The following is a 14,120-nucleotide window of genomic DNA, read 5'->3' as shown; positions in this document are numbered from 1 at the left end:
AGCTACAGAATACCGTCCTCCACAAGATAGACACCCAGCGCCAGCAATCCGACGAAGAACACTTTCCGGAAGGTCTCGATGCTCATCCTCCGGCGCAATGCCTGGCCGGCGAACATGCCGGCCAGCGCCGGCGCAAGGGCTGCGACCGATCCCGCCAGTTGCGCGCTCGGCGACGCCAGGGCACCGGTCCTGAACAGCCCGATGGCGAGCGCCGCCGTCGACACGGTGAAGGATAGGCCGAGCGCCTGGATCAGGTCTTCTTTCTCCAGCCGCAGCGATTGCAGATAGGGCACTGCCGGGATGACGAAGACGCCGGTGGCGCCGGTGACCAGTCCGGTCGCCACCCCGACCAGCGGTGACATCAAGGCCTCATGGCGCACCGGCGTGGTGAAGCCGGCCTTGGCGAGGCCGAGGATCGCATAAAGCACCAGTGCCGCGCCCAGCCCGGCAGAAGCCGCGCCCGTATGCGTGCCGGTCAGCAGACCGGCGCCGGCAACCGTGCCGAGCATCACGCCGGCCATCATCGTCCACAGCCGCTTGCAAAGGCGGCCGAAGGACGGGCCGGTCAGCAATTGCCAGAGGTTGGTGACCAGCGACGGGATCAGCAGCAGCGCCGCGGCCTGCGCAGGCGGCATCGTCACCGCCCGCAGGCCCATCGCAACGGTAGGCAGCCCCATGCCGACGACGCCCTTGACGAAGCCGGCGGCGAGGAAGACGGCGCCGATCCAGGCGAGGACGCCAGCGCTCAGCATGGTCGTATCTTCAAGGCGGGATCAGTCATGCAGCAGCATATCGGTTGCGTCGGCATCCAGGCTGGCGGCCTTTGCCGGCGCCGCATCGCGGCTGGTGGATACGACCGTCGCCGCGCATCCCCGCAGGCCTGATCCCGCTGGCGCCATGGCAAGGCCAGCCACGGCAATGGCCAGCACGATCGCCGTGCTTTCGAGAATGCCGAGCCGGCCTGACGTTCGTTTGTTCATCACAATTCTCCTTCGAAACTGTTTGACGAAGATCCCGGCCGATCACAATGTGGAAGTTGTGCTGCCAACCTTCGGCCAGGACGAAGGCTGGAGGGCCGATCGCCTTCCCGGGCGCTGAATATTCGCAGGAGCAAAAGAATGCGCTTCGATCTGGTCGATCTCCGCCTGTTCCTGCTGGTGGCCGAACGCGGCAGCATCACCCATGGCGCCGAGCTTGCCGGCCTGGCCCTGGCGTCGGCCAGCGCCCGCATCAAGGGCATGGAGGAGCGGCTCGGCGCGCCGCTCCTGGAGCGCCGCCGCCGTGGTGTGGTGCCAACGCCGGCGGGACAGGCGCTGCTGCATCATGCGCGCGCCGTGCAGAACCAGATCGAGGCCATGACCGGCGATCTGGCCGCCTATGCCACCGGCCTGCGCGCCCGCGTCCGGCTGCTGGCCAACACCGCCGCTACAGCCGAGTTGCTGCGCGACATCCTGCCGGCTTTCCTTGTCGCCCATCCCCAGATCGACATCGATCTCGACGAGCGCCCCAGCCATGAGATCGCGCAAGCCGTGGCCAATGGTGCGGCCGATCTCGGCATCGCCGCAACCTGGGCCGGCCTGTCGCATCTCGAACAGAAACCGTTCTTCACCGACCGGCTGGTGGTGATCGCCGCGCGGAACCGGCCCGGCCTTGAAGGCCGCACCGTCAACCTCACTGAGGTTCTCGGCGAATCTTTCGTCGGCCTCAGCACCGGCCATGCGCTGCAGGAGCACATCACGCGCCAGGCGGCCCGCCTTGGCGGCCATCTGCATGTCCGCATCCGCGTGCCTGGCCTCGACAATGTCTGCCGGCTGGTCGCGCAAGGCGCCGGCATCGCCATCGTGCCGGAAAGTGCGGCGGGTCGTTCCGTGCGCACACTGCGGCTGACCGACGACTGGGCGACGCGCCAGCTCAACCTCTGCGCCCGCCGCTTCGAAGAGCTGACGCCACAGGCAAAACTGTTGGCGGCAGCGCTGGTCTGAGCCCTGACAGCGACCACCTATCCCCAGTAGCGCTGAATCATTGCCTTGCTTTTCCAATATCCGTGACGTAGCTTGTTTGCACATTGGCAAAAAAATCGCCAAAGTTTTTTCCTTTTGTGAAAGACGGGGACTTTGCGAGAACATCTCGATCTGACCGATCGGCGGCTGGTCAAACAGCTGTCGCAGGATGCACAGCCGGGCATCAACCGCATCGCGGAGATATTGGCGATTTCGGTGCCGACGGTGCGCACGCGGTTGCGCAACCTGCTCGACCGCAACCTGCTCAAGATCGTCGGCCTGCTGAATCTGACCGAGCGTCCCGAGCTGATCTCGGCCATTGTCGGCATCAATGCCCAAGGGCGCGGCCGGGCCCGCGAACTGGCGCAGCGCATTGCCGAACTGCCCTTCGTCAACTCGGCCTCGGTCGTCACCGGGCGCTTCGACATCATCGTCGACGTAACCGTGGCGGGTGACGTCGCCGACCTCTACCGCGTCACTAGCGAACTGATCCCGGGTGCCGGCGAGCCCGGCGAAGTCGTGCGCAGCGAAACCTTCGTCGTCATGGCGTCCTGCAACAAATGGGTCAGCCTGCCGGAAGGCTGCTGGTCGGACGACCGCAAGGAGCCGGCATGAAGATCGCGGTACTCGGCGGCCTCGGCCTGCAAGGCCGGGCGGCAATCGCCGACCTTGTTGCCAGCGACGGCGTCGAGGAAATCGTCTGCGTCGACACCGCAGCGGATGGCCCGGCCCGGCTTGCCGGCCTGACCGATCTTGCCCGTGTGCGCTTCGTCGTGCCTGAAGGCGCGATCGGCCCGGCGCTGGCCAATGTGCTTGATGATGTCGACGCCGTCATCGACCTGTTGCCGCAGCCATTGATGCGCGAGGCGGTGCAGGCCGCGATCGCCACGCGCACGCCGCTGGTCACCACCAACTACGCCAAGTCGATCGCCGATCTGGCGCCGGCCGCCGAACAAGCCGGCGTCTCGATCATGACCGAATGCGGGCTCGACCCCGGCATCGACCTCGTACTCTACGCGCGCGCCGCCAGGCAGTTCTCTTCGATCACCGCGATCGATTCCTATTGCGGCGGCATCCCCGAGCCGAAGGCGATGGCCAAGCCGCTGTGCTACAAGGTGAGCTGGAATTTCGACATGGTCCTGGTCAGCCAGAACCGCGACAGCGTCATGATCGAGGGCGGAAAGCGCGTCGCGGTGCCGGCCGGCCAGCAGCACGAAAACCCTTTCATCCATGAGATCGAGGTCGCGGGCCTGGGCAGGCTGGAAGCGTTCCCAAATGGCGATGCGCTGCATTATGTCGAGATGCTGGAGGCAGCCAAGGGTCTGCGCCGTTCCGGCCGCTACACGCTGCGCTGGCCGGGATGGTCGGCCTTCTGGGCGCCGCTAAAGGAGCTCGGTTTCCTCTCTGAGGACAAGGTGCCCGGCACCTCCAACAGCCCGCGCGAATTCCTCGGCCGGCTGCTCGGCCCGCAACTGCAATATGGTCCCGGCGAGAAGGACCTGTGCGTGATGCGCAATGTCTTTTCCGGCCTCGAAGGCGGCCGCGCCAAGACAGTGACGTCGGACCTGATCATCGAGCGGGACCTGGCTTCGGGCCTGTTCGGCATGAGCCTCGGCGTCGGCTATCCCGCCAGCATCGTGGCGCAGATGCTGGCGCGTGGCGAGATCACCAAACCCGGCCTGCTCAACCCGCTGCTGGACGTGCCCGACGAACCCTTCTTCGACGAGCTTGCCAGACGCGGCATCAAGGTCACCGAGACGGTGGCCTGGGACTGAGGATTTTCGAACGGTGGCTGCCGCCGGCAACGGCGCTGCCGCTCAAAAAGCACCCCAAAGGGTGAAAAACAACGAAGACATGGAACAATAAAACAAGGAGGACTACCAAATGAAGATTGCCAAGCTTTTCATCGCCGGACTTGCGCTCGCCGGCCTTACCACTGCTGCCTCAGCCGGAACACTGGACGACATCACCAAGCGCGGCGAACTGCGTGTCGCCGTGCAGACCCAGGGACCCCCTTTCTCGCTGGTTGGCGCCAATGGCGAACGCACCGGCAGTTCGGTTGAACTGGCCGAACTGATGGCCAAGGAAATGGGTGTGAAAATCACCTTCCTCGATTTCGACTGGGATGGTCTGATCCCGGCGCTGCTGTCAGGCAAGGCCGACCTTCTGGTCGCCGACATGACACCGACGCTGGCGCGCGGCATGAAGGTCGCCTTCACCACGCCTTACATGTACACCGGCAGCACCGTCTTCACCAAGGCCGACAGCAAGTTCAAGACCACCGAAGACTGCAAGGCCAAGGGCACCAAGATCGCCGTGCTGCTCGGCGCCACCGGCGAGAAGGAAGCCAAGAAAGCCTTCCCCGACGCCGACATCAAGAGCTACAAGGGCGGCGGTCCGCTGCTGCTCGACGCCGTCAACAACGGCCAGGCCGATTGCGGCGTCAACGACGTCTCGGCGGTCAAGGGCCAGTCGACCGCCTATCCGGCCGGCAGCTTCACCATCATGCCGGACCTTCTGTCGAAGGAGCCGCTTGCCTTCGCCACCCGCTATGACGAGCCGGACCTGCTGGTCTGGATGAACCTGTTCCTCAACCAGGTCACCATCGACGGTCGCCTGCAGAAGAACCTCGACTACTGGGTCAATTCCGACGCCTGGAAGAAAGACCACTAAGCAGCGATAAAACCCAGGCGGTTTCGCGCGCGTCTCAAGCGCCGCGAACCGCCTGGAATTTCGCTTCATCCGTCGTTTCCTGCACTCTGGGGATTGCACCCAACGATGCTCGAAAATTTCAGTTTCCGCACCATCGTCGAATACCTGCCGCTGTTCGGACAGGGCCTGATCACGACCGTCTGGCTGTCGGCGCTGTCCTTTGTAGGGGCGCTCATCGTCGGCATCGTGCTGTGCGCCATGAATCTGCAGCGCGGCTGGCTGTTTCGTGTGCCGGCCAAGGCCTATATCGATGCGGTGCGCGCCACGCCCTTGCTGGCGCAGCTCTATTTTCTCTATTTCGGCCTGCCCCGGCTCGGCTTCGTCCTGCCGGAACTCGTCGTCGGCATCCTCGCGCTGTCGTTGAACAGCGGTGCCTATATCGCTGAAATCATTCGCGCCGGTATCTTGTCGATCCCGCGCGGCCAGGTCGAGGCCAGCGTCGCCTCGGGCATGACCTATGTCCAGCGCATGCGCCTTGTCGTCCTGCCGCAAGCCTTCAAGGTGACGATCCCGCCTCTGCTTGGCCAAGCCATCGTGCTGGTCAAGGATTCCGCCCTTCTGTCGCTGATCTCGGTTGCCGAACTGACGCGCGCCGGCCAGTTGCTCGCCTCCGACCGCTTCATGCCGGCCGAAGGTTTCCTCACCATCGCCGCCTTCTATCTGCTGCTCTATTACGGACTGAAGGGACTGGCTGGCGTCTCCAGCCGCTGGCTCGGCACGGCGGGGGCGCGGACATGATCTGGCAACAACTGCAAAGCCTCGCCGGCTCCTATCCGCTGGCCCTGCGCGGCCTCGGCATGACCGTGATGCTGTCGCTGATCAGCCTTGTGCTCGGCACCTTGCTCGGCTTCGGCCTCGGCATCCTGCGCACCGGCGGCAACCGGCTGATCTCGGGCTTGATCGGGGCCTGGGTCGATCTGATCCGCGGCACGCCATTCCTGGTGCAGATCTTCCTGATCTTCTTTATCCTGCCGGAGTTCGGCATCGAGCTTGACGCCTTCACCGCCGGCATCATCGCGCTGACCAATCTGGCCGCCTGCTTCATCTGCGAGATCGTCGTCGCCGGCATCCGCTCGGTACCGACCGGCCAGGTCGAGGCGGCGCTGGCGTCCGGCCTGTCGCGCTGGCAGCGCATGCGCCAGGTGGTGCTGCCGCAGGCGATGCGCATCGTGCTGCCGCCGCTGGTCGGGCAATATGTGCTGCTGATCAAGGATTCTTCGGTCGTCTCCGCCATCGGTCTCACCGACCTCACCCGCGTCGGCTGGCTGGTGGTGCAGCGTGTGCCCAACGGCCTCTTGGTCTTCTTCCTCGTCGGCGTCGGCTATTTCATCGTATGCTATCCGCTGATCATGCTGGCCCGTCGGCTGGAGCAGCGCATGGGCGCGGCACATGGCGAGGTGCAGTTGTGACTTCCAACCCCAAAGGTCCAGAAAACATGACCACAACGGGCCTTGCCAAGACCGGTATGATCGACTTTCGCGGCGTCAACAAATGGTTCGGCTCGCTCAACGTGCTCAAGGACATCACGCTCAGCGTCGAGCCGCGCGAAGTGGTCGTCGTCTGCGGCCCGAGCGGCTCGGGCAAAAGCACTCTGATCCGCTGCGTCAACGGCCTGGAGGCGATCAAGAACGGCGACCTCGTCGTCGACGGCCAACGCCTGGGCGACCCCGCCACCAACATGACGCAGCTGCGCACCGAGATCGGCTTCGTCTTCCAGTCGTTCAACCTCTACCCGCATAAGACGGCACTCGAGAACGTCACGCTAGCCCCCATCCATGTCCGCAAGATCCCGCGCGCCGAGGCTGAAAAAGCAGGCCGTGAATTGTTGGCCAAGGTTGGCCTCGCCGACAAGGTCAATGCCTATCCCGCACAGCTCTCCGGCGGCCAGCAGCAGCGCGTGGCGATCGCGCGTTGCCTCGGCATGCGGCCCAAGATCATGCTGTTCGACGAGCCGACCTCGGCGCTCGATCCCGAGATGATTTCCGAAGTGCTCGACGTCATGGTGGCGGTCGCCGAGGAAGGCATGACCATGATGGTGGTGACGCACGAGATGGGCTTTGCCCGCAAGGTCGCCCAGCGCGTGGTGTTCATGGACGCCGGCGCCATCGTCGAAAGCGGCACGCCGGACGAGTTCTTTTCACACCCCAAGACCGACCGCAGCCGCGCTTTCCTGAGCAAGATTCTCAGGCATTGATGTCACGCCTTATAAGACATGCTTCTTTTTCGGTGTATCGACGAACCTCCGTTTGGGCAATGCGGGGCTTCCGTCATTGACGACATAGCGCAAACGCGCTGCAAGCCGTGCTTCCGCTTCAGGCCAATCCTTGAGACTTACCGGAAGCCGCGCGATGAGCTTCAGTTCGCGATCGTAAAGATCCACATGGACGAAAGGAATGACGACGACAACGACAATGACTTGTCCAAAGCCTGCCAACTCGGAGAGTGGGATCGTTTTGTTTCTGAAGAGACGACGGTAGATGATGTTTTCGCCTTCGATGCTCCAACGTGCGTATTGGACAGCAATCCCGGCCACCATGAGACCGACAAGGAAAACACCGATGACCACTCCGGACCAAGCTCGGCCGGGGTCTGCGCTTCGGGATGCGTGAAAATACCATAGATCATGGCTGCCAATGCGCCCGCGGCACCCAGACAGACCAACCATCCCAACGTTCGTTTTGCTGACCCGGTCTTGAATACAAAATCATTCTGCATAAGATTCCACCTGGTTCACTGTGACCGCGGGTAGCGGGAACCCCGCGACGCATTGGATGTCGAGCCGGTCTTCCCGGCGCTCCTTAAGAGCCAGGTTTCCGTCGGCAGTACACTGCGGTAGATGCAAAAGGGATTGCGGTCGATCCCCACTCTCAGCGTTCCGGACCCTTTTGCAGACCATCATGATCGGCGCCAGGTGCCAAGTCACGCGAGATGGGTCACGAACGCTGGCAGGCCGCCCCGCCGTCTGAGCAGCACGATGGCGAGGAAGGCGATCACGCCGCTCGCGGCGACGACCACCAGCACCCACAGCGAATTGGCGACGGATGTCCGCGCCATCATGAAGGCGAGCGCGAACGGCGCGAAGGCCGAGGTGAACTGACGGGCAGCGCTCGCCCATCCGAGCCGCGCACCATAGCCCTCGCGGCCGAAGAGTTCGAGCGGCAAGGTGCCGCCGACGATGCTGGTGAGGCCGGAACCAAGGCCGAACAGCAACACGAACAGGAAAGCGCCTGGCAGCCATGGCGTCGTCAGGAGCAGTGCGCACAGCCCTGCTGTGATCAGCGATGCGGCGATGACGGCGAGGTGCGTCTGCTGCAGCCGCCCGCCAAACAGCATGTTGATCAGCCGGCTGGCGACCTGCGCCGGCCCGAACAGGGTCGAGACGAAGAGGCCTGCGGTTCCGAGCCCCAGCGCCGCCGTCAGCGGCACCATGTGGATGAGGATCGCCGACAGCACGAAGCCCTCGGTGGCGAACCCCGCCAGCATGAGCAGGAACGCGGTCCGGCCGCGCCGCGCATCGAGCCGCGTGCCCGCTTCATCGGGGGCGGACCCGCGCTCTTGCGGCATGACTGTTGCATGGCGGCGCGACAGGCGCATCAGCCACGCGTGGATCGGCAGGCATAGGCCGAAATTGAGAGCGGCGAACAAAAGATAGACCTCGCGCCATGTCAGATGCGCATGCAGCGCCGAAGTCAGCGGCCAGAACAGGGTCGAGGCGAACCCGGCGATAAGCGTCAGATGGGTGATGCTGCGCTGCGGTCGGGGAACCCCGATCTGCACGATCGCAACGAAGGCGGCGCTGTAGAGAACGAAGCTGGAGGCCAGTTCCATCGCCAGCAAGGCCACAACGAAGCTCACGCGGTCGGGCGCGACGGCGCACAGCGCCAGCGCCACGGCTGCCGCCACCGAGCCGACGGTCATGATGCGGCCGGCGCCGAAGCGGTCGGCCCACCGCCCGGCAGTCGGCGCGAATAGGCTGCCGGCAAACAGCGAGGCCGACAGTGCGCCGAACACCCAGCCTTCCGTGAGCCCGAACTCCCCAGCCATTGCCGGCGCCAGGATCGAGAAGCTGTAGTAGAGCGTGCCGTAGCCAATGATCTGGGTCAGCCCAAGCGCCCAGATCGCCTTGCGCAGGACGGATCGTTCAGGCATCGGCGCCGGCCGCCATATCCTCTCGCGGCTCGGTGGCCGGCGCGGTTGCGCAGCCGCAACCCGATGCGCCGGTTGCCTTGGCGTCCGCATCCCTGACGCAGCAGGCATCGACAGCGGCCGGCGCGGGCCCGCCACAGCAGCCGGCGCTTGCCGCTACCGTCGCGACACCGACGGCGCAGCACACGCCGGTCTCCGGCAGCACCAGCCGGACCTCGCGGGCCGCGGCATGGTCTCCGGCAATATCGGCCACCACCGAGCGGACCTGCTCGTAGCCGGTCGCCATCAGGAAGGTCGGGGCACGGCCGTAGGATTTCGAGCCGACGATGGTGAAGCCCGGTTCGGGATGGGCGAGCTCTGCAATGCCATGCGCGGGAACCGTGCCGCATGAGTGGAAGTTTGGATCGATCAGCGGCGCCAGTGCCGGCGGCGCCTCGACGGCGGGATCGAGCGCGATGCGGATTTCGCTCAGGAACGACAGGTCTGGCCTGAAGCCGGTGGTGACGACGATGCGGTCGATGGCCAGGCTGAACGGCTTGCCACCCAGGCCGGCATCGACAACAAGCCCCTCGCCCTGCGTCTTGATGCCGTTGACGGCGAAGGGCGCCAGCATGTTCAGCCTGCCATCCGCCATCGCCTGCCTGGCAGCCAGCCCAAGCGCGCCGCGTTCCGGCAACTGGTCGTTCAGCCCGCCGCCGAGCAATCTCTCGATGCTGGCGTGGCGCAGCGCCCAGAAGATTTCGGTGCCAGGCGCCGCATCCTGCAGCTCCATCAGCGCCAGCGCGACGTTGATGGCCGAGTGCCCGCCGCCGATGACCAGGATGCGCTTGCCCGCATAGTCTTCTCTCGCCTTGCCGAGCACGTCGGGAATGCCATAGGCGATGCGTGCCGACGCCTCGCCTTCGCCGGAAACCGGCAGCCCGTCGACGCCGATCGGATTTGGCCGCCACCATGTTCCGGACGCGTCGATGACGGCGCGCGCGAGAACGCGGTGTTCGCCGCCGGCATCGCGATAGCGGATGACGAAGGGCGCGTCCTTGCGGCCATCATTGGCGACCTTGTCGTGTCCCTGACGGGTGATCGCGGTGACCTCGGCGCCGAGCTTCAAATTGGCGGCGATCGCGGGAAGCCGGCCAAGCGGCGTCAGATAATCGCGCACGATCTCGCCGCCGGTCGGCAGGCCCTGGCTGTCCGGCGCCGTCCAGCCGGAGCGGTCGAGCAGCGCCCGCGCCGCCGTATCGATGTTGTATTTCCATGGCGAAAACACCCGCACATGGCCCCAATCGAGCAGCGCCGCACCCACGCTTTCGCCGCGCTCCAGGATCAACGGACGAATGCCGCGCTCGACCAGATGCGCCGCGGCTGCCAGCCCGACCGGGCCGGCGCCGATCACCGCGACGGGAAGGTTTGCCATCATGTCCATAGGTTCGATCCTTCCGGTATGTTCGAATTATAAGTGCAAAAAAATCAAACCAGTGCTTTGCCGACGGCGGGCGCGCAGACGGCGTCAGCGCAGCACTCGTCGGCGAGATAGCCGATCAGCGCATTCATGCCGGGATAGTTGGCGCGGCAGATCAGCGTCGTCGCTTGCCGCTCCTGCGTGACAAGCCCGGTGTCGACCAGCCGTTTGAGGTGATGCGACAGCGTCGATGACGGAATGTCGAGCTTGCCCTGGACGCTGCCGACGGCAAGCCCGTCGTCACCGGCGCGCACCAGGATGCGATAGAGCTGAAGTCGCGTCGGATTGCCGAGTGCTTCAAGCTGGGCAGCTGCTTTTTCGAGTTTCATGGAAATAAACTACGCGGCACTTTTCGCGCCGTCAACTTAATTTCGAAAAATATGGAAATAACATCAGCCGGCGCGTTTGCCCGAGGCGCCTGTGATCACCTCGCCATCCTCCTTGGTGAACGCACCGATCTCCGGGTTGGGCAGGATGTCCAGCACCTTTTCCGACGGCCGTGCAAGGACGACGCCGAGCGGGCTGTCCACGATCGGCCGGTTGATAAGGATCGGATGTGCCAGCATGAAATCGACGATCTGCTCGTCGGACCATTTCGGGTCGGCAAGGCTGAGTTCGGCATAGGGGGTGCCCTTCTCGCGCAGCAGGTCTCGCGGTGTGATGCCCATCGCGGCGATCAGTTCGACTAGCCTTTGTCGCGACGGCGGCGTCTTCAGATATTCGATCACCTCCGGCTCCTCGCCCGACTGCCGGATGATGGCCAGCGTGTTGCGCGACGTGCCGCAATCGGGGTTGTGGTAGATGGTGATGGTCATTTCGAGGCCTTCCCAGTCGACATGGTATTCCGGACGGCGCCACCCTTCTCGTACCAGCCCTTGCTGCGGTTCACGATCCACACCACCGACAGCATGACCGGAACCTCGATGAGCACCCCGACCACGGTGGCAAGAGCCGCGCCCGAATTCAGCCCGAACAGCGCGATCGCGGCGGCCACCGCCAGCTCGAAGAAGTTCGACGCGCCGATCAGCGCCGATGGTCCAGCCACGCAGTGCCGCTCGCCGCTGAGGCGGTTGAGCAGATAGGCAAGACCGGAGTTGAAATAGACCTGGATCAGGATCGGCACTGCCAGCAGCACGATCACCAGCGGCTGCGCAATGATCTGCTCGCCCTGGAAGCCGAACAGCAGTACCAGCGTCGCCAGCAAGGCAATCAGCGACAAGGGCTGCAGCGTGGCAAGCAGGGCATCGAGCCCGACCTGTCCCCTCGCTGCCAGCAGCCGGCCACGAACTAACTGCGCGACGATCACCGGCGCGACGATGTAGAGTGCGACCGACAGCATCAGCGTGCCCCATGGCACGGTGATCGCCGACAGGCCGAGCAGCAGGCCGACGATGGGGGCGAAAGCGACGATCATGATCGCGTCGTTGAGCGCCACTTGCGAAAGCGTGAAATTCGGCTCGCCGCGCGTCAGGTTCGACCAGACGAAAACCATCGCCGTGCAGGGCGCCGCGGCAAGGATGATCAGCCCGGCAATGTAGGAATCGATCTGCACGGCGGGCAGCCATGGCCGGAACAGCCAGCCGATGAAGAGCCAGCCCAGCAGCGCCATCGAGAACGGCTTCACCGCCCAGTTGATGAACAGCGTCACGCCGATGCCGCGCCAATAGGTGCCGACCCTGGCCAGCGAGGCGAAATCGACGCGCAAGAGCATCGGCACGATCATCAGCCAGATCAGCACGGCGACAGGAATGTTGACCCTGGCGATCTCGGCCGACGCGATGGCTCCGAACACGCCCGGCAGCAGATGGCCAAACGCGATGCCCGTGACGATGCACAGTACAACCCACACCGTCAGATATTTCTCGACGAAGCCGATGCCGGGCCGCACCGCCACAGCTGCGTTCAAAGCATGATCGGTCATGATGGCTTTCCTTGTTCGAACGGCGCGCGGCGGACAGTCACAAGCCCCTCAGCAGTCACAGGTCACGGCATTGATGACGGGACGGCAGAGCTCCGGCGCGCCATTGCAGCAATCTTCCATCAGATAGGCCAGCAGGTCGCGCAAGCCGGTCATATCGGCGACATAGCGCACGGTCCTTCCGTCGCGTTCGGGACGGATCAGCCCGGCATGGGCGAGCACCTTCAGATGCGCCGACATGGTGTTCTGGACCGTGTCGAGCCTCGTTGCGATCTCGCCCGCCGGGATACCTTCCGGACCGGCACGCACGAGCAGCCGGAAGACATCCAGCCGCGTCTCCTGGCCAAGTGCGGCCAGCGCATTCAAAGTGCTTTTCTTATCCATATATCCGAATCCTTGGATTTATGGATATCGGCTTCCCAGCGATCTGTAAAGAGTGTCCGCCGCCATCATGTGACGGCAAGCACCTTTCCCGTATCGTGCTGGCGCACGAAGTCGACGCGGGCGCCGTCCCAGTGGTAGCTGTAGTGGCGGCCCTGGACTGGAATGGTGATCGCGTCGGGCCAGAAGATGCCGATGCAGCCGCCGCCCGGCATGCGCACGCTGTTCCACACCAGCCCGTCGCTGCCTGCTGCCCGCAGCGCCCGCCCTTCCGCCTGCGAGGCGGAATAGTCGTCCGGGTCGAGCACGCCGGGCACGGCGTTGACATCATCGAGGTCGCGGTCGACGCTGCCGATCAGCACGCGGAAATCCGCCGTCCAGCCCGGCCCCTCGTTGGTGGCACGCATGAATTTCTGATGGTGGTGGATGGTCTCGGCCAGCGCCACCTCCTCGCTGTCGCCCGCATAGTAGATGCCGTAGCTGCCATCCGAGAAGCGTCCCGGCCGCAGCGTCGAACAGTGCACGAAGGGCGCCATCACGAAGCTGGCGCCGGGGCCGGAAACCCGCCTTGCGGCCGACACCTTGCCGAGGTCGCCGATCTCGAACCTTATGCGCGGGTTGGTCTTCGCCTCGACCGAGGCCAACGCCTCCCAGTCGCGCGGATCGGCAATGTCCTCGAACAGGTCGATCGGCGGGTGGATAGAGCGGATGATGCGGAAGGTCTGGTGCCAATGGACGCCGCGCCGGACCGCAAGCCCACTCACCATGCACCACGCTCCGCATCGAGCCATTCGCGCATCGCCGAGAGATCGGAAATTTCGCCGCGCAGCATCAGATCGAGGGCCGACTGGCCGCCGAAGGCGGTATTGGGCTTGCGTATCCAGGCATAGCCGCGCGCCGGGTCCGTGAACAGATAGCGCAGGCCCTTATGGATGCCCATCAGATGCGCCAAGCGGGTGCGCAGGTCGCGGTCGATCCTGCCGACGCCGCCTTCCTTCGCCCCAGTCTTCCAACGCGCCCAGGTCCGCGCCGACATGCCGCCGAGCAGGATGCAGGCCTCCAGGTCGGTGAGATTCCAGGCCTTGAACAGATTGACCGTGGTGCGCGCCAGCGCGCCAGCTTCTTCATCCGAGATAGCGGCTCCGACCGTGGCCGGCGTGGTGACGATGGACTGAAGCTGCATTTTGTGCCTCGCTGTTGGCAGACATATAGCATGTTTTGCCAATTGGCAAGATAAGTTAAACCGCATCTGATGGGAAGAGGATGGCGGGACGTGGCAGGGTTTGGGTTCCTCGCCCCCACGGAAGTGGGGGAGAGGTGGCTCGGGGAAGCCGAGACGGAGCGGGGGCGGCGCGGCCTTAGGTGATTTAGAGGGAACTTGCCAGCGTCGCAGCCCCCTCTCCGACCGCTTCGCGGCCACCTTGTATCTACACGAGAGAGATTTCGTGGGATTAGAGCGATTGAGCCAAGGTCCGGGCGGCCGCCCGGACCTTGGCTTGGCGAA

At 64.5% G+C, this 14,120-nt stretch carries 18 protein-coding genes; 7 read left to right on the top strand and 11 right to left on the bottom strand.

The features are described 5' to 3' along the window. Positions 1–2 precede the first annotated feature (2 nt). Positions 3–752 (bottom strand): sulfite exporter TauE/SafE family protein, encoded by a 750-nt coding sequence (locus tag NKH06_RS03310; RefSeq protein WP_352892197.1) that lies wholly within the window; start codon positions 750–752, stop codon positions 3–5. A gap of 21 nt (positions 753–773) precedes the next feature. Next, a complete protein-coding gene (locus tag NKH06_RS03305; RefSeq protein ID WP_023813266.1) occupies positions 774–980 on the bottom strand; it encodes a hypothetical protein in 207 nt (68 codons plus the stop codon). 138 nt (positions 981–1,118) lie between these two features. On the opposite strand from NKH06_RS03305, the gene NKH06_RS03300 reads away from it, so the two are divergent. The 7 genes from NKH06_RS03300 to NKH06_RS03270 all read left to right on the top strand — a co-directional run bounded on the left by NKH06_RS03300 (position 1,119) and on the right by NKH06_RS03270 (position 6,906). Beyond that, positions 1,119–1,982, top strand: a complete 864-nt coding sequence (locus NKH06_RS03300; protein WP_352551420.1) for a LysR substrate-binding domain-containing protein — start codon at positions 1,119–1,121, stop codon at positions 1,980–1,982. Positions 1,983–2,114: 132 nt separating this feature from the next. Further along, entirely contained in the window at positions 2,115–2,615 is a 501-nt protein-coding gene (locus NKH06_RS03295) for an Lrp/AsnC family transcriptional regulator (RefSeq protein WP_023813263.1), read from the top strand. Continuing rightward, a complete protein-coding gene (locus NKH06_RS03290) occupies positions 2,612–3,775 on the top strand; it encodes a saccharopine dehydrogenase family protein (protein WP_352610828.1) in 1,164 nt (387 codons plus the stop codon). The genes NKH06_RS03295 and NKH06_RS03290 overlap by 4 nt, the downstream gene beginning before the upstream one ends. Positions 3,776–3,884: 109 nt before the next feature. Next, the gene (locus NKH06_RS03285; RefSeq protein ID WP_023813261.1) at positions 3,885–4,673 is read left to right on the top strand and encodes an ABC transporter substrate-binding protein; all 789 of its coding nucleotides are present in this window, start codon (positions 3,885–3,887) and stop codon (positions 4,671–4,673) included. A 105-nt stretch (positions 4,674–4,778) separates the two neighbouring features. After that, entirely contained in the window at positions 4,779–5,450 is a 672-nt protein-coding gene (locus NKH06_RS03280) for an amino acid ABC transporter permease (RefSeq protein ID WP_023813260.1), read from the top strand. Further along, entirely contained in the window at positions 5,447–6,121 is a 675-nt protein-coding gene (locus NKH06_RS03275; protein ID WP_027035301.1) for an amino acid ABC transporter permease, read from the top strand. Before NKH06_RS03280 ends, NKH06_RS03275 begins: the two co-directional genes overlap by 4 nt. Before the next feature lie 26 nt (positions 6,122–6,147). Then, the gene (locus tag NKH06_RS03270; protein WP_023813258.1) at positions 6,148–6,906 is read left to right on the top strand and encodes an amino acid ABC transporter ATP-binding protein; all 759 of its coding nucleotides are present in this window, start codon (positions 6,148–6,150) and stop codon (positions 6,904–6,906) included. A gap of 9 nt (positions 6,907–6,915) precedes the next feature. Here NKH06_RS03270 and NKH06_RS03265 read toward each other — a convergent pair whose 3' ends face one another. The 9 genes from NKH06_RS03265 to NKH06_RS03225 form a co-directional block, all read right to left on the bottom strand. Further along, entirely contained in the window at positions 6,916–7,278 is a 363-nt protein-coding gene (locus NKH06_RS03265) for a hypothetical protein (RefSeq protein ID WP_352892194.1), read from the bottom strand. 353 nt (positions 7,279–7,631) lie between these two features. Further along, on the bottom strand, positions 7,632–8,861 hold the full coding sequence (gene arsK / locus NKH06_RS03260) for an arsenite efflux MFS transporter ArsK (RefSeq protein ID WP_352892192.1): 1,230 nt from the start codon (positions 8,859–8,861) through the stop codon (positions 7,632–7,634). Beyond that, positions 8,854–10,281 (bottom strand): NAD(P)-binding domain-containing protein, encoded by a 1,428-nt coding sequence (locus tag NKH06_RS03255; RefSeq protein WP_128305596.1) that lies wholly within the window; start codon positions 10,279–10,281, stop codon positions 8,854–8,856. Before NKH06_RS03255 ends, arsK begins: the two co-directional genes overlap by 8 nt. Before the next feature lie 44 nt (positions 10,282–10,325). Then, positions 10,326–10,646, bottom strand: a complete 321-nt coding sequence (locus NKH06_RS03250) for an ArsR/SmtB family transcription factor (protein ID WP_023809325.1) — start codon at positions 10,644–10,646, stop codon at positions 10,326–10,328. A 63-nt stretch (positions 10,647–10,709) separates the two neighbouring features. Beyond that, positions 10,710–11,132 carry an arsenate reductase (glutaredoxin) gene (arsC, locus tag NKH06_RS03245; protein WP_023809326.1) on the bottom strand — a complete coding sequence of 141 codons (423 nt, stop codon included), beginning with the start codon at positions 11,130–11,132 and terminating at the stop codon, positions 10,710–10,712. Further along, complete coding sequence (arsB, locus tag NKH06_RS03240) at positions 11,129–12,238, bottom strand: ACR3 family arsenite efflux transporter (RefSeq protein WP_502914394.1); 1,110 nt, start codon at positions 12,236–12,238, stop codon at positions 11,129–11,131. The genes arsC and arsB overlap by 4 nt, the downstream gene beginning before the upstream one ends. A 48-nt stretch (positions 12,239–12,286) precedes the next feature. Then, a complete protein-coding gene (locus tag NKH06_RS03235; protein ID WP_023809328.1) occupies positions 12,287–12,619 on the bottom strand; it encodes an ArsR/SmtB family transcription factor in 333 nt (110 codons plus the stop codon). A gap of 65 nt (positions 12,620–12,684) precedes the next feature. Then, positions 12,685–13,383, bottom strand: coding sequence for an RES family NAD+ phosphorylase (locus NKH06_RS03230; protein ID WP_023809329.1), 699 nt, complete (start codon positions 13,381–13,383; stop codon positions 12,685–12,687). Then, positions 13,377–13,799 (bottom strand): MbcA/ParS/Xre antitoxin family protein, encoded by a 423-nt coding sequence (locus NKH06_RS03225; protein WP_023809330.1) that lies wholly within the window; start codon positions 13,797–13,799, stop codon positions 13,377–13,379. The genes NKH06_RS03230 and NKH06_RS03225 overlap by 7 nt, the downstream gene beginning before the upstream one ends. Between the last annotated feature and the right edge of the window lie 321 nt (positions 13,800–14,120).

Origin of the sequence: Mesorhizobium sp. M1342, assembly GCF_040317955.1 — a bacterium.
In the GTDB taxonomy this organism is placed as follows: domain Bacteria; phylum Pseudomonadota; class Alphaproteobacteria; order Rhizobiales; family Rhizobiaceae; genus Mesorhizobium.
Note: the sequence above shows the minus strand (reverse complement) of the source record. Positions and strands in the feature narration are given on the sequence as shown.

Bases quoted from the DNA above. Each gene is read 5' to 3' on its own strand.
- arsB (WP_502914394.1), bottom strand. From the start codon at position 12,238: ATGACCGATCATGCTTTGAACGCAGCTGTGGCGGTGCGGCCCGGCATC.
- NKH06_RS03290 (WP_352610828.1), top strand. From the start codon at position 2,612: ATGAAGATCGCGGTACTCGGCGGCCTCGGCCTGCAAGGCCGGGCGGCA.
- NKH06_RS03270 (WP_023813258.1), top strand. From the start codon at position 6,148: ATGACCACAACGGGCCTTGCCAAGACCGGTATGATCGACTTTCGCGGC.
- NKH06_RS03235 (WP_023809328.1), bottom strand. From the start codon at position 12,619: ATGGATAAGAAAAGCACTTTGAATGCGCTGGCCGCACTTGGCCAGGAG.
- NKH06_RS03250 (WP_023809325.1), bottom strand. From the start codon at position 10,646: ATGAAACTCGAAAAAGCAGCTGCCCAGCTTGAAGCACTCGGCAATCCG.
- NKH06_RS03285 (WP_023813261.1), top strand. From the start codon at position 3,885: ATGAAGATTGCCAAGCTTTTCATCGCCGGACTTGCGCTCGCCGGCCTT.
- NKH06_RS03230 (WP_023809329.1), bottom strand. From the start codon at position 13,383: ATGGTGAGTGGGCTTGCGGTCCGGCGCGGCGTCCATTGGCACCAGACC.
- arsK (WP_352892192.1), bottom strand. From the start codon at position 8,861: ATGCCTGAACGATCCGTCCTGCGCAAGGCGATCTGGGCGCTTGGGCTG.
- NKH06_RS03225 (WP_023809330.1), bottom strand. From the start codon at position 13,799: ATGCAGCTTCAGTCCATCGTCACCACGCCGGCCACGGTCGGAGCCGCT.
- NKH06_RS03280 (WP_023813260.1), top strand. From the start codon at position 4,779: ATGCTCGAAAATTTCAGTTTCCGCACCATCGTCGAATACCTGCCGCTG.
- arsC (WP_023809326.1), bottom strand. From the start codon at position 11,132: ATGACCATCACCATCTACCACAACCCCGATTGCGGCACGTCGCGCAAC.
- NKH06_RS03305 (WP_023813266.1), bottom strand. From the start codon at position 980: ATGAACAAACGAACGTCAGGCCGGCTCGGCATTCTCGAAAGCACGGCG.
- NKH06_RS03310 (WP_352892197.1), bottom strand. From the start codon at position 752: ATGCTGAGCGCTGGCGTCCTCGCCTGGATCGGCGCCGTCTTCCTCGCC.
- NKH06_RS03275 (WP_027035301.1), top strand. From the start codon at position 5,447: ATGATCTGGCAACAACTGCAAAGCCTCGCCGGCTCCTATCCGCTGGCC.
- NKH06_RS03300 (WP_352551420.1), top strand. From the start codon at position 1,119: ATGCGCTTCGATCTGGTCGATCTCCGCCTGTTCCTGCTGGTGGCCGAA.
- NKH06_RS03255 (WP_128305596.1), bottom strand. From the start codon at position 10,281: ATGGACATGATGGCAAACCTTCCCGTCGCGGTGATCGGCGCCGGCCCG.